This window comes from Marinifilum fragile, assembly GCF_963677365.1.
Taxonomy (GTDB): domain Bacteria; phylum Bacteroidota; class Bacteroidia; order Bacteroidales; family Marinifilaceae; genus Marinifilum; species Marinifilum fragile.
Genome location: NZ_OY781962.1, coordinates 2056875 through 2075707 on the forward strand (window position 1 = coordinate 2056875; position 18833 = coordinate 2075707).

Here is an 18833-nt window from a genome sequence, read left to right on the forward strand (position 1 = left end):
TCGCTGTGTTGAGCACTTTTTTCGGAGTCTGTTCATTAAAGTGTGTCAAGTAAAAGTTTAAGAAACAATTAATAACTTGACAGTATGGATGGAAAAGATTTCAATTACAAAGAATTTGAGAAGGAAGCTTTAGAAGGTCTCAAATCAGGAAAAAAACTGGAAGGTAAAAATGATGTTTTGGCCCCTTTACTTCAGCGCTTGTTAAATGCCAGTTTAAATGGGGAGTTGGATGCTCACTTAAAAGAATCCAAAAAACCCAATCGTCGCAATGGCAGAGGCAAGAAAAAGGTAAAAACAGGTTTTGGAACAATTGAGCTAACACCTCCCAGAGATCGTAATGGTAGTTTTGAACCTGAACTGGTGAAGAAGCGACAATTAACTCTTGGCGACGGAATTGATCACAAAATCATTTCCTTATATGCCAAAGGAATGAGTTATGAAGCCATATGTGATCATCTTGAAGAATTGTATGGGATCACTTTATCTCCATCAAGTTTGACGGCCATAACTGATCGTATCATTCCTGAAGTTTATCAATGGCAAAATCGCCCTTTAGATGCCATTTACCCAATTGTTTGGTTGGATGCTATACACTACAAAGTACGCCAGGAAGGAAGGATTGTTAACAAAGCAGTCTATCATGTTTTAGGTGTCAATCATAGTGGAGTGAAGGAGGTTTTAGGCATGTATATTGGAGAAAAAGAAGGAGCAAAATTTTGGTTGCAAGTACTTAGTGATCTGCAAAATCGGGGCGTTAAGGATATTCTTATTGCCTGTATAGATAATTTAAGTGGATTCAAAGATGCTATTGAATCTATTTTTCCAAAAACCGATGTACAACTTTGTGTAATCCATCAAATACGAAATGCATTTAAATATCTTGTTCGCTATGACAAGACTGAATTTTTAGGAGATTTAAGAACCGTTTATCAAGCATTAAATATAGGTGAGGCCGAAAAGAATTTGGATAAACTGGCTTTAAAATGGGGGAAGAAATATCCTGCAATCATTCGTTCATGGAAATCAAACTGGATAGGATTAAGTACATTTTTCCAATACCCGATGGATTTAAGAAAGATCATGTACACAACAAATATTATCGAGAGTTATCACAGTCAGCTAAGAAAAATCACAAAAAGTAAAAGAGTGTTTTCAAATGATCAGGCCTTATTGAAGCTGCTCTATTTAATCAATAAGAAAGTGACAGAAAAATGGAGCATGCCAATCAGAAATTGGAAGGCTGCATATTCTCAATTGGCTATTCTTTATGAAGAAAGAATTGAGATGAAATGAACAATTTTTCTTTTCCCAAAATCCTGTAGATGGGTAGAGGATCTTGAGAAAAGAAAAATTTAGAGGTGACACAGTTTATTGAATAGACCCTTTTTTCGCGCGAAAATCATGCTCCACCACGCGGGAGAGATGCTCAAACGCGCGTTTGACGAGCTCTCACGCGAGTTATTGTTAATTAAAATCGAAGAATAAGCTCATCTTGCAATTCTTGAATATCACGTCAAAGCACACTGTAACTGGTATTGAGCGAGATGGAGATATCTGGGTCTTTTATTCAACAATTACAAAAAGTAAAAGGAGGCTTTTATTTTGAGGGCTAAATCAAGATCAAAAATCTTGAAAATCACTTGATTTCACATAAGTATTATGATTATTTGTTTTTAAGTACATTTTGCACCAGGCATTTTAGTCCCAACATTTTGAGATTCTTTTCTTTATCATTTGCCTGAAGGGCAAAGATCATATGGCTCAGGGTTAAAGGTGTGGAAACGATTGCCGCCCTGGGTTGATCGATTTTGAGCATGCGCTCCTTTACATGTCATGCATCTTCGAGATGCTAGAAATATTCACACCAACATCATTTAATTCTTCGTTTGTTCCTAAATTTTGCCTGAAGGGCTTATATCATATAGCCCAGGGGAAAGGTGTGGAAACGACTGCCGCCCTGGGTTAATCGATTTTGAGCATGCGCTCCTTTACATGTCAAGCATCTTCGAGATGCTAGACATATTCACACCAACATCATTTATTCCTTCTCTTATTCCTAAATTTTGCCTGAAGAGCAAAAGTCATATGGCTCAGGGTTAAAGGTGTGGAAACGACTGCCGCCCTGGGTTAATCGATTTTGAGCATGCGCTCCTTTACATGTCAAGCATCTTCGAGATGCTAGACATATTCACACCAGCATCATTTAATTCTTCGTTTGTTTCAAAATTTTGCCTGAAGGGCAAATATCATACTAGCCCAGGGGAAAGGTGTGGAAACGACTGCCGCCCTGGGTTGATCGATTTTGAGCATGCGCTCCTTTACATGTCAAGCATCTTAGAGATGTTAGACATATTCACACCAACATCATTTAATTCTTCGTTTGTTCCAAAATTTTGCCTGAAGGGCAAATATCATACTAGCCAGGGGAAGGGTGCGAAGCGAATGCCGCCTTGGGTTAATCGATTTTGAGCATGCGCTCCTTTGCATGTCAAGCATCTTCGAGATGCTAGACATATTCACACCAACATCATTTAATTCTTCGTTTGTTCCTAAATTTTGCCTGAAGGGCAAAGATCATATGGCTCAGTGTTAAAAGTGTGGAAACGACTGCCGCCCTGGGTTAATCGATTTTAAGCATGCGCTCCTTTACATGTCAAGCATCTTCGAGATGCTAGACATATTCACACCAACATCATTTAATTCTTCGTTTGTTCCTAAATTTTGCCTGAAGGGCAAAGATCATACTAGCCCAGGGGAAGGGAGCGAAGCGACTGCCGCCTTGGGTTACTGGGTTCTACAATAACTCGTCGCAACTGGTTTTGTTGATTGGAGTGAATGGTTTACTGCGACGAAAATGAAATGTTTTCTTTGTCTTCAAGCCAGACGGGCTGTTTTTATCCTCAAGCAGAGGATTAAGGTGAGGTGATTTGGGATGAATAACAAACACCTCATTCTATCTTTCTTCCGGATAGTCGGGACAGGCTCTAAAGAGGCTTATCCTGAGCGCGGTTCCCTTTAGGGAAGTGAAGGGTGAGCGTGGGGATTGATTCAAATTTAACGCTTTGATCATTGCCTTACATGTCAAGCATCTTCAAGATGCCAGACATATTTACACCAACATTATTTATTCCTTCTCTTGTTCCAATATTGGATGTAGTGATCCTGAGAAATTAAACCAATGGAACCTGAGTAGATTCCTCCGCCTTGCAATCCATCGTAAACACGCACTACAATGGTATTTTTTTGGCTGGTACTTAGTAGGTTTTGAGGCAGGTAGTATCCCCTTAATTGTTGCCACGAATTGGATCGTTCGTTAACGGTTTGCGGTTTGAATTCACCCGATTGGCCCACCAAAACGCCGTTCACAAACACCTGGTCGATATCGTCAATCTTTCCCAGAATCAGTACCATTCTGTCATTTACAAACTTCTCTTCCAGCTTAAATTCCAAGGCATAACAGGCATAGCCATCGTAGTTTTTATAGCCCTGATCTTCCCAGTTTCCCGGAACAATAATGTTGTCCCAAGTTTCCAATTGGTCAATGTTTTCATGTGCATACTGGCCGATTTTAAACTTCCAGCTTCCGCTCAAATCAACATCTAATGGAACTGCATCAACATCCATCATGATGCCAATATTTCCATGAACAATCCCACCTTCTCCTCCAGCGTCGTACACACGCACCGCAATGGTATTGTTTTCTTGTAACAAATCCGGAGGCAGTTTGTAACTTCTGAAAACATTGTATGCCGTTGAGAATTGAGGTGGAAATTTACCTGACAATCCGATTCTTACCCCATTGACAAACACCTCATGCACATCATCAATGTATCCCAACTGCAAGTACAAAGCTTGTTTGTCGGGCAATTGTCTGGCACTAAAAGTAGTTCGATACCATGCAAAACCATCGTAACCATGAAAACCTTGATTTTCCCAGGCCGATGGAACATCGATCCACTCCCAGTCTGAATCGTTAAATTCGGGATTGGCCCACTCCTGCTTATCGCCAATGGAAAATTTCCAGCGATGGCTTAAATCCATTACCTTTTTTAAATCCTGGGCAGAGCTGATGCTTACAGAACTCACTAAAAGAAACAGAATCAAGCTGAGCTTGCTTAGCTGATATGATATGTTTGAATTTTGAATCATTATTCAGATAACTTTATTGACACAGCAATTTGAAATTTGTGTCATTTGTATTTTATTTTATCAATCGAACCAGTAATCCAGAAACTTTTGGAATGAATTTCGATTGTCTTTCACTGAATTATTAATGATAGGACTTGCCGTTTCACGATCCGTAATTCCAATCGGTCCATCATAAATTCCACCTGGTCCTGTATGATCTCTCACCATAATTTCTATGGTATTCTCCCCTCCTCTGTTCAATAAATGATCGGGAATATCGTAAGCTCTGAGTATGTAATTATCAGAGACGTATGAATACCTTCTGTTCTTTCTTCTCAACTGACTGGACGACCCGATTTTTTCACCATTCAAATATACTTCGTCCACATCATCAATTACCCCGGCAAACAAGACCTGATCTTTGCTGTTTAAATTGGCAGGATAAGTAAAAGTTTTGGTATAAATCGCTCTTCCGTCAAGCTGATTGTATCCCCTGGCTTCCCAAAAACCGGGAACAAAAATCTTTCCTTCGCGGTAGGTAATCACTTTTCGATTGCTTTTATCTACCTGCCTACTGCTTTCAAAATCCCAATATCCCGAAAGGTCTACATTCATTTTAAACTGATCGGAATCGAAAGAAATATTAACATCGCCTCCTGTTATGCCGCCATCATTGTAATCGTCGAAAACCCGAACTGCAATCAGGTTCGAGCCTCCATTATTTAAAATGTCCTTGGGGATAGGATACATCCTTGGAATAGCGGCAGCCGTTTGAGATGCAGGACCCATTTGCCCGGATGCGCCTACCAATTTTCCATTTACATACACTTCGTCGGCATCATCAATATAGCCCATGTTCAAATATACATACTGTGCCGACTTGGGGGCCACAATGGTAAAACTTTTTCGATACCATGCATATCCATTGTAATTCTGAAATCCATTCTGTTCCCACGATTCCGGCACAAACACCTTTGTCCATTTGGAATCGTTGTAATCGGGGCTGGCCCACTCCGAATCATCCCCGATTGTAAATTTCCAGTATCCTTTCAGGTTTACCAAGGATTTCAATTCTTTGGCATGTGCATTACCCGCTGAGAATGCTATGACAATGGCAAGTAGAAGAATCTTATTCAAACTCAATATTTTTATATTGCTATTCACTTTTCCTTTTATTATTTTTTGTGGATTGCAAACTTTAAGCGCAATGCCAATTCTTCACCGCTTAGTGCTGCACTAGTTTTGATCTTCTTGCTTTCCACTTTTTTTCTTACTGCAGCCTTTAGCTCTTCATCAAAACCAATCACCTTGCTTACCACCACTTCATTATTTTCATTTACCGTACATCTCAATACGATCAATTCCGATTCGCCACTTCTTACATAGTTGGTAAAACTAATTTGACTAGCAACTTTCTGTATTTTCTTTAAAACTGCGCTTTTTTCTTTTTCTATATTTTTTGTTTCAGGCGAACTTGCCATTCCCAAATTCACACTTAGCAAACATGCCAAAACAATCATTGTAATTTTTAAGCTTTTCATGACCCTATTTTTTAGTTTTTACATTTCGGTTAGAAATTTTTAGAGGAACAGAATCGCGCGCCTTCCGTTCTTTTCTAATCTTAAATTTCTAATGTAAAATTAGGGCGACTTTACATCATTTGTGTCACAGCAAAATCAGCAATTGTCATAAGTTGTCACAGACAATAAACAATGTACAATTAACAATGATCAATTAACACTTATTCTACTAACAATTAAATACTTACTATATGTGCCTATTTTTTATCAAATACTCTAAATTTCAATTTCTCCCCTTTTAGGGGAGATGGCGACAGCCAGAAGGGTGCATTTTTCATACTTTTTTTAATTCACCCTTTTCCCTTTCGGGATTTGGTTCACAAACAACTTTTATTTTAATGCGTTAACGAGCTTCGCTACGGTTCCCTTAAAGGGAAAAACTCATTTCAAAAATGATAAAATAAAATTACTAATTAATCATTGTTAATTGCACACTAAGCGATATCCTACGCCATGCACGGTTAATATGATTTTGGCATGATTTGGATCATCTTCTATTTTTTGTCTCAGTTTCAAGATAAAATTGTCAATGGTTCTTGAGGTAGGCTGATATTCGGTTCCCCAAACTTCATCCAACAAATCATCTCTGCTAACTGTTTTATTCTTGTGATTCCACAGGTAATGAAGTATTTCCACTTCCTTATGCGACATTTTTACCTCTTCTCCCTCAACAAAGCCTTCGAAGGATTTAAAATCAACACTCAATCGTCCAAGCTGTATTTTTTCAATCTCTTTACTCGCCGATACATCCTGAGTACGGCGTAAAACCGCACGGATTCTGGCCAACAACTCTCTCAAACCAAATGGTTTGGTAATGTAATCATCGGCGCCAAGTTCCAAACCCAATACCTTATCAATCTCTTCTCCCTTTGCCGTAAGCAGGATAATTGGCGTTTGAATGCCTTTGGCTCTTGCTTTTTTACAGATGTCGAATCCTGAAATTTTAGGAAGCATTACATCCAGCAATACCAGGCTGTAATGGTTCTCCATAATTTTATTCAAGCCAATTTCGCCATCTTCAGCCGTATCCACCTCGTACGATTCAAATTCTAAATTGTCCTTTAAACCCATTAACATGCTGGGTTCGTCTTCTACTATTAAAATGGGATACATTATCTATATGATTTGAAATTATTCAACTATTATTTTACCGGAAACAACAAACTAAAGCAGGATCCTTTTCCAAAATCACTTGCCAGTTCAACTTTGCCATGATGTGCTTCCATAATGTGTTTTACAATGCTTAAGCCAATACCAGACCCCTTAGCCTTGTGTGCCAAATTGCCGGTTGTTACCCTGTAAAATTTATCGAATACCAATGGCTGATCTTTCTTCTCAATTCCAATGCCATAATCCTTCACATCCACACGAACAAAATCGCCATCCAAACAGATACTCACCTCTATTTTTTTCACATCTGCACTGTACTTCATTCCATTGTCAATTAAATTGATAATGGCTTCGGCAACTGCCTCCTTGTCCAGCTTGATATCAGGTATCTGATCTGCCAATTGTAGCTCAATCTCAAAACCGTTCTGATCGAAATGTTGTTGGTAATTGGCCATGATGTTCTCAATTTCGGCATTCAAATTCGTATTGGTAAAGTGATATTCTCTTTTCCCTCGTTCAATTCTACTAAAATTTAAGATCTTATTCACCATTCTCGACAAACGGTTGGCTTCGGTATTGATTACCCTATAGTACTCCATCTTCTTCTCTTCAGTCGGAATACGTCCCATTTCAAGCGTTTCAGAATACATGTTAATCAAAGCCAAAGGAGTTCTGATCTCATGAGAAACATTGGAAATAAAATCGGTTTTCAATTGATTCAAGCGAATCTGTTTCCTTACATTCTTGTATACAAACCAGGCTCCCAGCAACAAGATGATATCCATCACAATCAAAAGAATGATATTGGTGCGAGTTCTTTCCCGAACCAAATCTTCAATGGTATTTCCTCGCATCTGAATGCCCAACTGGTAAGCAGGAAACAACCAAATATCTTTCTTCTGAGTGATATTTTTATCTTCACCGGACTGAATCTGGTTGGCATATACTTCTTCTGATTCATTCTTGAAAACAGAAATGTAGAAACGTTCCTGAGCCACTGCCTGAATCTTCGGCCCCATATTTTCACTAATAAACTTATCTGTATCCACCAGTAGCAGCACTGTTTTCACAAATAAAGTATCCTTTTGCAATGCAAATGCAAACAAACTTTTGCCTGGCAATGAATTGGGTAAAGCTTCAATTTTTCGATAGCCACTTTTTACATATCGCTGTAAAAGTTCAATCTTATTCAGGTTCGCAGCAAAATCAAGTTCAAGGGTTGAATGTAAATTTGCCAAACTATCTTCTGGGATTTTCTCTTTTGCGTATAAGTTAAAATCATTAATATCTTTGATTCCTATCGCATCTATTGAATAATTTTTCGATAATAAAGTATTCACATCTTCAGTTTCACGCTCCAAACGGTTGGCCCACCCACTCAGCACATCATCAGAATATTGGTTTAAGGAAAATAAAATGGACTCCAATTGCCCTGTGTAAATGGAATCAATTACCGCTTCGTTCTTACTTAAATTACTGATTTCGTAGGCAGAAAAGAACAATGATGGCAGAACCAATATCAAGGTTAAAACAATACCGATTTTCAATCCGGGTTTTATCATTCGCAAAGCTTTTGTTTACCCAAATATAAGCATTAATGATGACGATAAAATAGATGAAGCTTTTCTGCACCCATAAAACCTACTCCTAATCAATCAATCCGCTCTGTATAATATTTAGTGGTAAGCCCTTAAAATTACTTATAGTTAGTTAGGTAACTTATTATTGACCTCTACCTTATTCGAGTTTTCTTTGTGGGCATTGGAAGGTCAAGCTACTGATGCACAGAAAACTTTTAGAAAGACGGGGAAGCTGAGAACTTGTTCGAAGATCACCCCGCCGCACTTAAAGTTTTCAAGTAGAAGGAGTTTGAGCTTACACGCCCTAGATTCTTTGTTTACTTTCTCATCAATGGAGAAAGTAAAAGTCATGCGGCTTGAGCTAAGTAAAGAATTTGACGACTTTTCCAGACTTTATGAAAAAACAAGCCATGACTCAAAATGAATCATGGCTTTAATTTATTAACCCAATTTGGATTAAAAATATTGTCTTGCTTAATTGTCAGAATTCGTTGCGCATTTAACAACGTCCACCTTGCCTCCAAAATATTTATTTTTGAATCGTAAAGCTACATTTACCAATGCGATTAATACTGGAACTTCTACCAATGGTCCGATTACCGCTGCAAAAGCTACCCCTGAATTGATACCAAACACCGCAATAGCTACTGCAATGGCCAATTCAAAATTGTTACTGGCTGCAGTAAACGACAAACTTGCTGTTTTCGAATATCCTGCCTTAAATTTGTGTCCCATAAAAAATGAGATCAAGAACATTACCACAAAGTAGATGACCAAAGGAATGGCAATACGTACCACATCTAATGGCAATTGTACAATGTATTCTCCTTTCAAGGAAAACATTACAAATATCGTAAATAGCAATGCAAACAAAGTAAGCGGACTAATTTTTGGAATGAATTTCTTCTGATACCAGTCTTTTCCTTTTGCCTTAATTCCGAAGTAACGAGTTAGCATTCCTGCAAAGAATGGAATTCCAAGGTAAATTAACACACTCTCGGCAATATCACCCATGGTTACATCCACTACCGAACCTTGAAGACCAAAATACTCAGGCAATACCGTAATAAACACATAAGCATATACCGAGAAAAACAATACCTGGAATATGCTGTTAAAAGCAACCAATCCTGCAGCATATTCCGGATCTCCTTTGGCCAAATCGTTCCACACAATTACCATGGCAATACATCTTGCCAAGCCAATCAAAATTAAACCGGTCATGTATTCAGGGTAATCTTGCAAGAAAACAATTGCCAAAGCAAACATTAAAGTTGGACCTAATAACCAGTTCTGCACCAAGGATAGGATTAGTATCCTGCGGTTTTTGAACACATCCTTTAACTCTTCATATTTCACCTTTGCCAATGGAGGATACATCATGATTACCAATCCAATGGCAATCGGAACATTTGTTGTTCCCACCGATAGTTTATTCCAAAATCCAGCCATGGCAGGAAAAAAATAACCTGCTCCCACACCTATTGCCATTGCAGCAAAAATCCACAAGGTTAGGTATCTATCCAAAAAGGACAATTTTTTATTTAATGATCCCATAATATTTAAGTATAAAGGAAAAGCTAAACCTGATTTTGCCCTCTGGAAATTCCTGTTTTACACTTCCCTCCAATATTGAAACTTAAGCTTGTAAATAAAAAGTTTAAAGCTTTCGGGATTGAATAATTATTAATAACCAATTATTCAATCCCCATTGTTTTATGCTTTCTTTAAAATGTATTCTTCATTGAATTTTGCGAAATCTCTTCTGATCTCGTCACGAACACGACGGAATACATCGAAAATTTCTTCTTCTGTTCCTTCGGCATAAGCTGGATCATCAAAACCAATATGAAGACGAGTTCCTACAGGTCCAATGAATGCAGGACAAGCATCTTTTGCACCACCACAAACAGATATCAGGAAATCAACCCCCTCATCCAGGAATTCATCTACCATTTTTGGACGATGAGAACTGATATCTATTCCAATTTCAGCCATCGCTTTAATCGCCAAAGGATGTACTTGATCTGCAATTTTTGTTCCTGCCGATACAACTTCCAAATCTGGATTGATATCTCTTAAGATTGCTTCACCCATTTGACTTCTACATGAGTTTCCTGTACACAACACCAATACTTTCATCTTTCTTTTATTCAATTTTTCAGCAAAATAGCCGAGTGAGTATTAACAAATTTTATTTTCTAATGGAGTGATTTCTTCAAACAAAACTCCAAATACGCTTTTCAATTTCTCTATCCCTTCTTTGTTCAAGCAATATTTAATTTTTAAACCTTCAACATCCCCTTGAATTAATCCCATGGATTTTAACTCTTTTAAATGCTGCGAAACCGTTGTTCTGCTTAAAGGCAAATAATCAGAGATATCGCCCGAAATACAGGTTGGAGTCGAAGCCAAAAACTGCAGTATTGCAATTCTTGCAGGATGCGACAGCACCTTTGCCAGGGAGGCAATTTCCTGCTGATTTTCTTCAAATAACTCTAATTTCTTCATAAGTTCTCCATTTCCTATTTCTAATGTCGCAAACATACGTCATTAATTTGAAACTGTAAACAGATTTTTAAAAGTTTACAATTTGTTAATATTGGTTCCAGTATAAAACCACCATCAAAAAGAAAGGCCCTTCTCGCAATAAGAAGGACCTTTCTTGTGAATTATCTTGATTGATTACAATCTAGACTCTAATATTTCTGCAACATCTGCTGCTGCAACATCAGGTAACATTCCAACATAGCCACGCTCAAGGAATCTTTGAGAAATGGTATCGATGCTGTCTTGTCCCACATTGTGCTCTCCTAAACGGGTTGCAATACCAACACTTTGGAAAAATTCTTCGGTTTTCTGAATTGCCAATGTTTTTCTTTCGTCATCACTACCTTCTGTGATATTCCAAACTCGTTCAGCATACTGCAATAATTTCTCGCCACGTTGCTCTTTCAATTTGGTCAATAGTCCAGGAAGAACAATTGCCAAAGTTACCCCATGATCAATACCATGGAAAGCCGTCAATTCATGACCAATCATATGAGTTGCCCAGTCGCTTTTAACACCCATTCCAATCAATCCATTTAAGGCCATTGTAGCTGCCCACATTAAGTTGGCTCTGTTTTCATAGTCAGGAGTTTCGCTAGCCATTGCTTTCGGTCCTTCTTCTATTAATGTCAACAATAATCCTTCTGCAAATCGATCCTGAACCGGAGAATTCACTGGGTATGTTAAGTATTGCTCCATTACATGCACATAAGCATCAACAATACCATTTGTGATCTGGCGCATTGGCAATGAATAGGTTGTTTCCGGATCAAGAACTGAGAATTTTGGGAATAATAATGGATTTCCAAAAGCCAACTTCTCTTTTGTTGCAGCCTTGGTAATAACACCACCACTATTCATTTCAGATCCTGTAGCTGCCAAAGTTAAAACAGCTCCTAAATCAACAGCTTTTGTAATTTCAGCTCTTTTCGCCAAAATATCCCACTCATCTTCTCCTTCATAGTAAGCTGCTGCTGCAATAAATTTTGTTCCGTCAAGAACAGAACCACCTCCGACAGGCAAAAGAAAATTAATACCTTCACTTCTTACAATTTCAACCGCTTTCATTAAGGTTTCGAAATGTGGGTTTGGCTCAATTCCACCAAATTCTGTGATGTTATAATCTTTCAAAGCTTCCATAACCTGGTCGTAAACACCATTCTTCTTGATACTACCACCACCATAGGTCATTAGAATTTTTGCATCTTTAGGAATATGATTTCCAAGTTCTGCAATTTTACCTTTTCCAAACAGAATTTTTACTGGATTAAAAAAATCAAAATTTTCCATCTTATTACGTTTAATTATTTACTATTTCTATATTTTCTTTTTCAATGCCTTTACAAGTTCTTTTGCCATTAATAAATCAGAAGCTGGATTTTGCCCGGTGATTAACCTTCCATCGATCACCACATATTCCTGCCAATTTGCTTTACAAGAATAAATCGCACCTTTTTCGGTTAATGCCTTTTCCAACAAGTAAGGTACTTTATCATCGGTTCCAATGGCCTCTTCTTCCTGATTGCTAAATGCAGTAAGTTGTTTACCTTTTACCAAATAACTTCCATTGCTAAGTTTTACATTTAACAATCCAGCTCCCCCATGACAGACTGCACAAACTATTCCGTCATTTTCATAAATTTCAGCAGCTATTTTTGCGATATCTTCATCAAAAGGAATGTCGAATACAGCCCCATGTCCTCCAGGAAAATAAATTGCATCGTAATTTTTTGCGTGAACATCCTTAGGCTGATAGGTGTTCAAGAATTTATGCTTGGCATCTTTATCTTTGAAAAACGATTTTACTTTCGAATCATCAAGATCCAATTGCTTCACGGGAACTTCACCTCCTTTTGGAGATACAAAATCAATTTCAATTCCATTTTTTATCAAATGGAAATATGGAACAGCTACCTCCAGCACATAACATCCCGACTCCCATCCATTTTCATCCTTAAAATGACTTGTTAATGCAAATAAAACTTTGGCCATATTTCTAATTTATTTCACTGCAAAGATATGCTCTCATTTTATATTAATAAACTTATTCTTTTTATACATTTGTATAAATTAATTTATAGAAAGATGGTAAACCTAGAGTGGTACAGGACATTTAAGGCAATATATGAACAGGGAACATTAACCGGAGCTGCAGAAATTTTACTCATCACTCAACCAGGTGTAAGTCAACAACTCACCGCCTTGGAAACATATATGGGGGTTAAGCTTTTCGAGCGAAAACCTAGAAAAATGCTACCAACTCCGCATGGAATGCAACTTTATAACCAAGTCGAAGAAGCCATATTACAATTGGAGAAAACAGAAGAGAATTTCAAACGCAAAACATTAATTAATCGTCCTACCGCCAAGGTTGGTATGTCAATAGAAATGTTTAACCATGCTTTTGCCAATATTCTAGACGATCTGGAAATGAATGTGGAGTTTACCTTTGGAGAATATGAAGATCTTCAAGCCAAATTGTTTGCGAAAAAATTGGATTTGACCATTACCACACTGCATCACAACTATCAGAATATTGAATACAAACATTTTTGCCAAGAGGCATTACTCTTGGTTAGCAATAAGCATTTGGATACCATCCCTTTTAACAGGTTTATTTACGAGAAAAAAATAGATGAAGCCGAAAAATGGCTAAGTCAACAAAATTGGTATTCTTACACTTATAAAATGGAAACCATTAAATCCTTTTGGATGCAAAACTTTAAGAAAAAACCTTATTTTAAACCTCGTTATGTAATTCCAAATTTAAGTGGGATGCTTCAAGCAATTCAATTGAACAAGGGCATTTGCATATTGCCTTCAAGTTTGTGCCAAGAATTACTGGAAGAAAAAGAAATCATTGAGGTTTGGCAAGGTGTTCAAACTACATACTACAATAAGTATTTTGCCATAAATACACAAAGCAAAAACCTAAAACAAGTAGAAGAAATTATAGAAATCATTATCAATAGAAATACATGTAAATCAAATTAATATGAAGAAAATTTATCATTTAAGCAGTTGTACAACTTGTCAAAGAATTATAAAAGAATTGGATATTGATTCAGATTTTGAATTACAGGATATTAAAACACAAAAAATATCAGCAGATCAACTAGAGGAAATGAAAAATCTGAGTGGATCGTATGAAAGTTTGTTCAGCAGACGAGCCATAAAGTATAAGGAACTTGGCTTAAAAGAAAAGGTTTTGAGTGAAGATGATTATAGAGATTATATCTTATCAGAGTACACTTTTTTAAAACGCCCTGTACTTTTGATTGATGGAGCAATATTTGTCGGCAATGCAAAAAAAACAGTTGAGAATGCAAAAAAAGCATTGGGCAAATAGAAAAATAGTAAAAGAATGCATTTTGTATTTTTCTGATTTAATAATAACTTATGGGGTGCATAATCATTAAATAGGATGCAAAATGCATCTTTTTTCTTTCTATCAGTAACCTTAAAAACTTTTACTTATGCCATATTTAAAAGTTCAAACCAACGAGAGTTTCTCTAACAAGAAACAACAAAGTTTTTTAAAAGAATGCTCCACATTGATCTCCTTTGAACTGGGAAAACCTGAAAAATATGTAATGACAGCTTTCGAACCTAAAATCGAAATGACATTAGGTGGTTTAGAGGATCCCGTTGTATTTCTACAGTTAAAAAGCATTGGTTTACCAGATACAAAAACAAAAGATTTATCTGGTAAATTTGCCAATCTGGTTGAGGAACAGCTTAAAATTCCAAAAGATCGTGTTTACATTGAATTCATGGATGTACCCAGAGGTTTTTGGGGATGGAATGGTATTTTGTTTTAAGATTTCAATATTTAATTCGTGTAAAAATAAATTCTCAGTTAATTTTTTAACAATTCGATAAATTTTTATTGTTTTTATAAAATTTTTATACACCTTTACATCCGAAATAAAAAATTGACAGCACAAATGAGATTTACATTTAAATACAAGAAGCAGAATAAACGCAATAAACAGTTGTTGTTTGTGTAATGTTGTAGAATAATGTAAAGCTTAAAAATATAGAAGCCTGCAGAAATTCTGCAGGCTTTTTTTAAACTTGTCAATTCAATTAAAAAATATAAATAGAAGCGAAACAAATAAACTCCCATTCAGTTGGGATAACAAATTAAACTATTAACCAATGAAAGTTTTAAAGTTTGGCGGTACTTCAGTCGGATCTCCTGAAAGGATTCAGAATTTGGCTCAATTGGTTCAATGTGACGAACCAGTTATCATCGTTTTATCAGCTATGGCAGGAACCACAAATGCCCTGGTTGAAATCACTGAACTCCTTTATCGTAAGGACATGAAAAAAGCGAGTGAGAAAATCAACGACTTAGAGGAACAGTATCGAAAACGAATTGAAGAATTATTTACCACAGAAGATTTCAGAAGCAAAGGAAACGAGTTAATTACTTCGCACTTTAATTACATCAAAAACTTTGTAAACAGAAGTTTTACTGCATTGCAGGAAAAAGCAATTTTGGCGCAAGGTGAATTAATTTCTACTGCCATGTTCCATTATTATTTATCGGAAATTGGTGTTGATTCTGCATTTTTACCTGCTTTAAATTTTATGAGAATTGATAAAGATGGTGAGCCAGATTATTTCTACATCCAAGAAAATTTAGAACGAATTCTTGCAGATGAATCTGAACACAACTTATTTATTACTCAAGGCTTTATTTGCAGAAATGCATACGGAGAAGTCGATAATTTAAAAAGAGGTGGCAGTGATTATACGGCCTCATTAATCGGTTCTGTTTTGCAAGTTGATGAAGTTCAAATATGGACAGATATTGATGGTTTCCACAATAATGATCCACGATATGTTGAAAACACCTCTGCCTTAAAACAGCTGTCGTTTGATGAAGCAGCGGAATTGGCTTATTTCGGTGCAAAAATCATGCACCCATCGAGCATTATGCCTTGCAAGCTAAAAAGTGTACCGGTAAGACTAAAAAATACACTGAGTCCTGCTGACGAAGGTACATTAATTACTGATGATGAAACGGGGAAAGGAATTAAAGCTATAGCTGCAAAAGATGGAATTACTGCACTAAAAATCAAATCGGGCAGAATGCTTTTGGCTTATGGATTCCTAAGAAAGGTGTTTGAAATATTTGAAATCTATAAAACACCTATCGATATGATTACAACCTCAGAGGTTGCAATTTCCTTAACCATTGATGATAATAGTAAACTTAAAGAAATCGAATCAGAATTGGTAAAATTCGGAAATGTTGAAATCGATGAAAACCAATCCATCATTTGTATTGTTGGTGATTTTATTTCTGAATCGACGGGAAGTGCGAAAAAAGTTCTGGAGGCCTTGGAAAATATCCCTCTCAGAATGATTTCTTATGGAGGTAGTAAGCACAACATTTCTGTTCTTGTAAATCAAGAAGATAAAGTGTCAGCATTACAAGCATTAAGCAGCAATTTATTTTAGGTTTTTACATTCAAAATTTAATTGAATCATGTTCAACAGTACAAGAATAGAACTATTCAAAAATATTCCCACTCCTTTCTATTATTACGATATGGAGTTATTGGAAAGTACCTTAAAACTTATTAATTCTGAAGCTTCTAAATACGGATATCATATTCATTATGCAGTTAAAGCCAATGCAAATCCTAAAATCATGAAGTTAATTCAGTCATATGGATTTGGGGCTGATTGTGTGAGTGGAAATGAAATCACAAGATCGCTGGAAACTGGTTATACGGCAGATAAGATTGTTTATGCGGGTGTAGGAAAATCAGATAGAGAGATTCTAACGGCACTTGAGGCTGGTATTTTCTGTTTCAATTGTGAATCGATTCCGGAAATCGAATTAATCAATGAATTGGCAGAGCAATCAAACAAAACTGCTCGAATAGCAATTCGAATCAATCCAAATGTTAACGCCAATACACATCATTACATCACCACCGGAATTGAAGAGAACAAATTTGGAATTAACCGTTGGGAATTCGAATCGGTTCTGGAAACATTAAGCCAAGCAAAGAATATTGAATTAATTGGTTTGCATTTTCATATTGGATCTCAAATTACAGATTTAAGTGTTTTTAAAGGTCTTTGTCTTAGAATTAATGAGATTCAGGAATGGTTTAAGGAACGTCAGATATTGGTGAATCATATTAATGTTGGAGGCGGATTTGGAGTAGATTACAAATGTCCTGACGAAAATCCAATTCCTGATTTTGTTACTTTTTTCGGAATCTTCAATGAGTTTTTAAATCTTAAACCCAACCAGGAATTACATTTCGAATTGGGAAGATCAGTTGTTGCTCAGTGTGGCAGCTTAATTTCCAAGGTTTTGTATGTGAAAAATGGAGTAAACACAAAGTTTGCCATACTCGACGCTGGAATGACAGAACTGTTGCGTCCTGCTCTTTATCAGGCCTATCATAAAATAGAAAACATCAGCTCGAATGGAGAAGAAGAAATTTATGATGTGGTTGGTCCTATCTGCGAGTCATCTGATTGCTTTGGCAAAGCAGTTAGTTTACCTTTAACACAACGAAACGATATTATTGCTCTTCGAACAGCAGGAGCATATGGCGAAGCAATGGCTTCCAGATACAATCTTAGAGATATAGCAGATTCTGTTTTCTCCAACGAATTGTAGTGTGATTATTAGTTTGGATACAAAGGCAATATTCTACGGAGTATTGCCTTCTTTATTCAAGCCCAATTTTTTTCAACAGCGATTTTGACGGAACAATAAACAAAGTAAGATTGTAAAACATCCCTCCTTTGGCATAGGAATCAATGATTTTATCCTTATTGGTGAATTTACTTCCTGAAAAGCTAAGCGTGCTATTCTTATTTGTAACATCGAAATTGATATTACTTCTGTATCCTCCTTCAAAAGAAAACCATAGCCAATCCGTAATTCCTTTTTCTATTTCAAGAGAAAAATTCACATCCGATCTACGAAATTCTAAGGTTTTAAAATCACTCAATGCAGGATTATCTGGGTTCAACATTTCCTCACTTTGAGCTTGTTTATCAAAATGCATACTGTAACTTCCTCCTTTTAGGTAAGTTTTAGCACTGATAAAACAAAGTTCCGAAGGCTGATATCTTAGTTTAATCTTTGCAGGCAGAAAAGCTACAACTCCCCATTTATCAGCAAAAGTATGATTGTAAGCAAAAATTGGAAAAACCAGAGGATCGCCAAAAGTATATGAAAATGCAAGCCCCACTCCCCAAGATTTATACTTATTAACCTTCCATCCAATCACAGGAGAAACTTCCATTTTTAAGAATGTGTATTTGCTAACTTCTCCAATGTGTTCTTTCCAGTAGTCCCCTTTTAACTTCGCATTAAAACGAAGCATAAAATACCTGTTCCTTTTCCATTGAGTCATAAGGTACAAACTACCTCCTAAGCTCTTCATGTTTTTATCATTTAAGCTCCGATAAAATGGATAGCTTATATTTTCACTATTTTGAAAATGAATTTCTTCATCGCTATACTCAATACTCCCAGCCATTTTCAGATTCTTTTTTATTAAAATCGGGAAACGCAATTTGGTTTTAAATATTCGATTGTAATCAATTTTGGCCTTCCCATCACCATAAATTTCTGATTTAGATCCCACATCAAAGCCTGTAACTCCAGTATAGGATGCCTCAAATCCTCGAACAGGTCCACTACCAACAACACTAGGGTTCCAGTCATAATGGGTTGAATCCGAATACAACTGTGCAGAAACACAATTCCCCATAATTATTAATGATAGAAATACAATTAGTTTCCTCAAACTCATAGGTGTATCTTTTTTTGCTTAATGCATTAATGAAAAACAACTAACACTTTGATTCAAAACACGATTATAATTGATTTGTTGTA

At 36.5% G+C, this 18833-nt stretch carries 17 protein-coding genes; 6 read left to right on the top strand and 11 right to left on the bottom strand.

Annotated features, from left to right (window positions below; translation table 11 throughout):
- The first annotated feature begins 84 nt into the window (after positions 1 to 84).
- Positions 85 to 1293: an IS256 family transposase gene (locus ACKPCA_RS08160; protein WP_321282366.1), complete on the top strand. Its 1209-nt coding sequence runs from the start codon at positions 85 to 87 to the stop codon at positions 1291 to 1293.
- A 1827-nt stretch (positions 1294 to 3120) separates the two neighbouring features.
- On the opposite strand, the gene ACKPCA_RS08165 is transcribed toward ACKPCA_RS08160, so the two are convergent.
- The 10 genes from ACKPCA_RS08165 to ACKPCA_RS08210 form a co-directional block, all read right to left on the bottom strand.
- Positions 3121 to 4149, bottom strand: a complete 1029-nt coding sequence (locus ACKPCA_RS08165; protein ID WP_321282367.1) for a beta galactosidase jelly roll domain-containing protein — start codon at positions 4147 to 4149, stop codon at positions 3121 to 3123.
- 60 nt (positions 4150 to 4209) lie between these two features.
- Positions 4210 to 5265 (bottom strand): beta galactosidase jelly roll domain-containing protein, encoded by a 1056-nt coding sequence (locus ACKPCA_RS08170; protein ID WP_321282369.1) that lies wholly within the window; start codon positions 5263 to 5265, stop codon positions 4210 to 4212.
- A gap of 38 nt (positions 5266 to 5303) precedes the next feature.
- The gene (locus tag ACKPCA_RS08175; protein WP_321282370.1) at positions 5304 to 5669 is read right to left on the bottom strand and encodes a hypothetical protein; all 366 of its coding nucleotides are present in this window, start codon (positions 5667 to 5669) and stop codon (positions 5304 to 5306) included.
- A gap of 462 nt (positions 5670 to 6131) precedes the next feature.
- The gene (locus ACKPCA_RS08180; protein ID WP_321282371.1) at positions 6132 to 6821 is read right to left on the bottom strand and encodes a response regulator transcription factor; all 690 of its coding nucleotides are present in this window, start codon (positions 6819 to 6821) and stop codon (positions 6132 to 6134) included.
- A 29-nt stretch (positions 6822 to 6850) separates the two neighbouring features.
- On the bottom strand, positions 6851 to 8380 hold the full coding sequence (locus ACKPCA_RS08185; protein ID WP_321282372.1) for a sensor histidine kinase: 1530 nt from the start codon (positions 8378 to 8380) through the stop codon (positions 6851 to 6853).
- A 492-nt stretch (positions 8381 to 8872) separates the two neighbouring features.
- Positions 8873 to 9955: an ACR3 family arsenite efflux transporter gene (gene arsB, locus ACKPCA_RS08190; RefSeq protein ID WP_321282374.1), complete on the bottom strand. Its 1083-nt coding sequence runs from the start codon at positions 9953 to 9955 to the stop codon at positions 8873 to 8875.
- Between the two features lie 159 nt (positions 9956 to 10114).
- Entirely contained in the window at positions 10115 to 10555 is a 441-nt protein-coding gene (locus ACKPCA_RS08195; RefSeq protein ID WP_321282376.1) for an arsenate reductase ArsC, read from the bottom strand.
- Positions 10556 to 10582: 27 nt separating this feature from the next.
- Positions 10583 to 10945 (bottom strand): ArsR/SmtB family transcription factor, encoded by a 363-nt coding sequence (locus ACKPCA_RS08200; RefSeq protein WP_321282378.1) that lies wholly within the window; start codon positions 10943 to 10945, stop codon positions 10583 to 10585.
- Positions 10946 to 11083: 138 nt separating this feature from the next.
- Positions 11084 to 12238 (bottom strand): iron-containing alcohol dehydrogenase, encoded by a 1155-nt coding sequence (locus ACKPCA_RS08205; protein WP_321282379.1) that lies wholly within the window; start codon positions 12236 to 12238, stop codon positions 11084 to 11086.
- Between the two features lie 27 nt (positions 12239 to 12265).
- Positions 12266 to 12940, bottom strand: coding sequence for a type 1 glutamine amidotransferase domain-containing protein (locus tag ACKPCA_RS08210; RefSeq protein ID WP_321282380.1), 675 nt, complete (start codon positions 12938 to 12940; stop codon positions 12266 to 12268).
- A gap of 93 nt (positions 12941 to 13033) precedes the next feature.
- Between ACKPCA_RS08210 and ACKPCA_RS08215 the strand changes: the two genes are divergently transcribed.
- From ACKPCA_RS08215 to lysA, 5 genes are all read left to right on the top strand, one after another.
- A complete protein-coding gene (locus ACKPCA_RS08215) occupies positions 13034 to 13942 on the top strand; it encodes a LysR family transcriptional regulator (protein ID WP_321282381.1) in 909 nt (302 codons plus the stop codon).
- A gap of 1 nt (position 13943) precedes the next feature.
- Entirely contained in the window at positions 13944 to 14297 is a 354-nt protein-coding gene (locus ACKPCA_RS08220) for an arsenate reductase family protein (protein ID WP_321282382.1), read from the top strand.
- 127 nt (positions 14298 to 14424) lie between these two features.
- Entirely contained in the window at positions 14425 to 14769 is a 345-nt protein-coding gene (locus tag ACKPCA_RS08225) for a phenylpyruvate tautomerase MIF-related protein (protein WP_321282383.1), read from the top strand.
- A 340-nt stretch (positions 14770 to 15109) separates the two neighbouring features.
- Positions 15110 to 16420 (top strand): aspartate kinase, encoded by a 1311-nt coding sequence (locus ACKPCA_RS08230; protein ID WP_321282384.1) that lies wholly within the window; start codon positions 15110 to 15112, stop codon positions 16418 to 16420.
- 28 nt (positions 16421 to 16448) lie between these two features.
- Positions 16449 to 17603 (top strand): diaminopimelate decarboxylase, encoded by a 1155-nt coding sequence (lysA, locus tag ACKPCA_RS08235; RefSeq protein WP_321282386.1) that lies wholly within the window; start codon positions 16449 to 16451, stop codon positions 17601 to 17603.
- A 52-nt stretch (positions 17604 to 17655) separates the two neighbouring features.
- Here the strand turns inward: lysA and ACKPCA_RS08240 are convergent, their stop codons facing one another.
- The gene (locus tag ACKPCA_RS08240) at positions 17656 to 18750 is read right to left on the bottom strand and encodes a DUF6268 family outer membrane beta-barrel protein (RefSeq protein WP_321282387.1); all 1095 of its coding nucleotides are present in this window, start codon (positions 18748 to 18750) and stop codon (positions 17656 to 17658) included.
- Positions 18751 to 18833 lie beyond the last annotated feature (83 nt).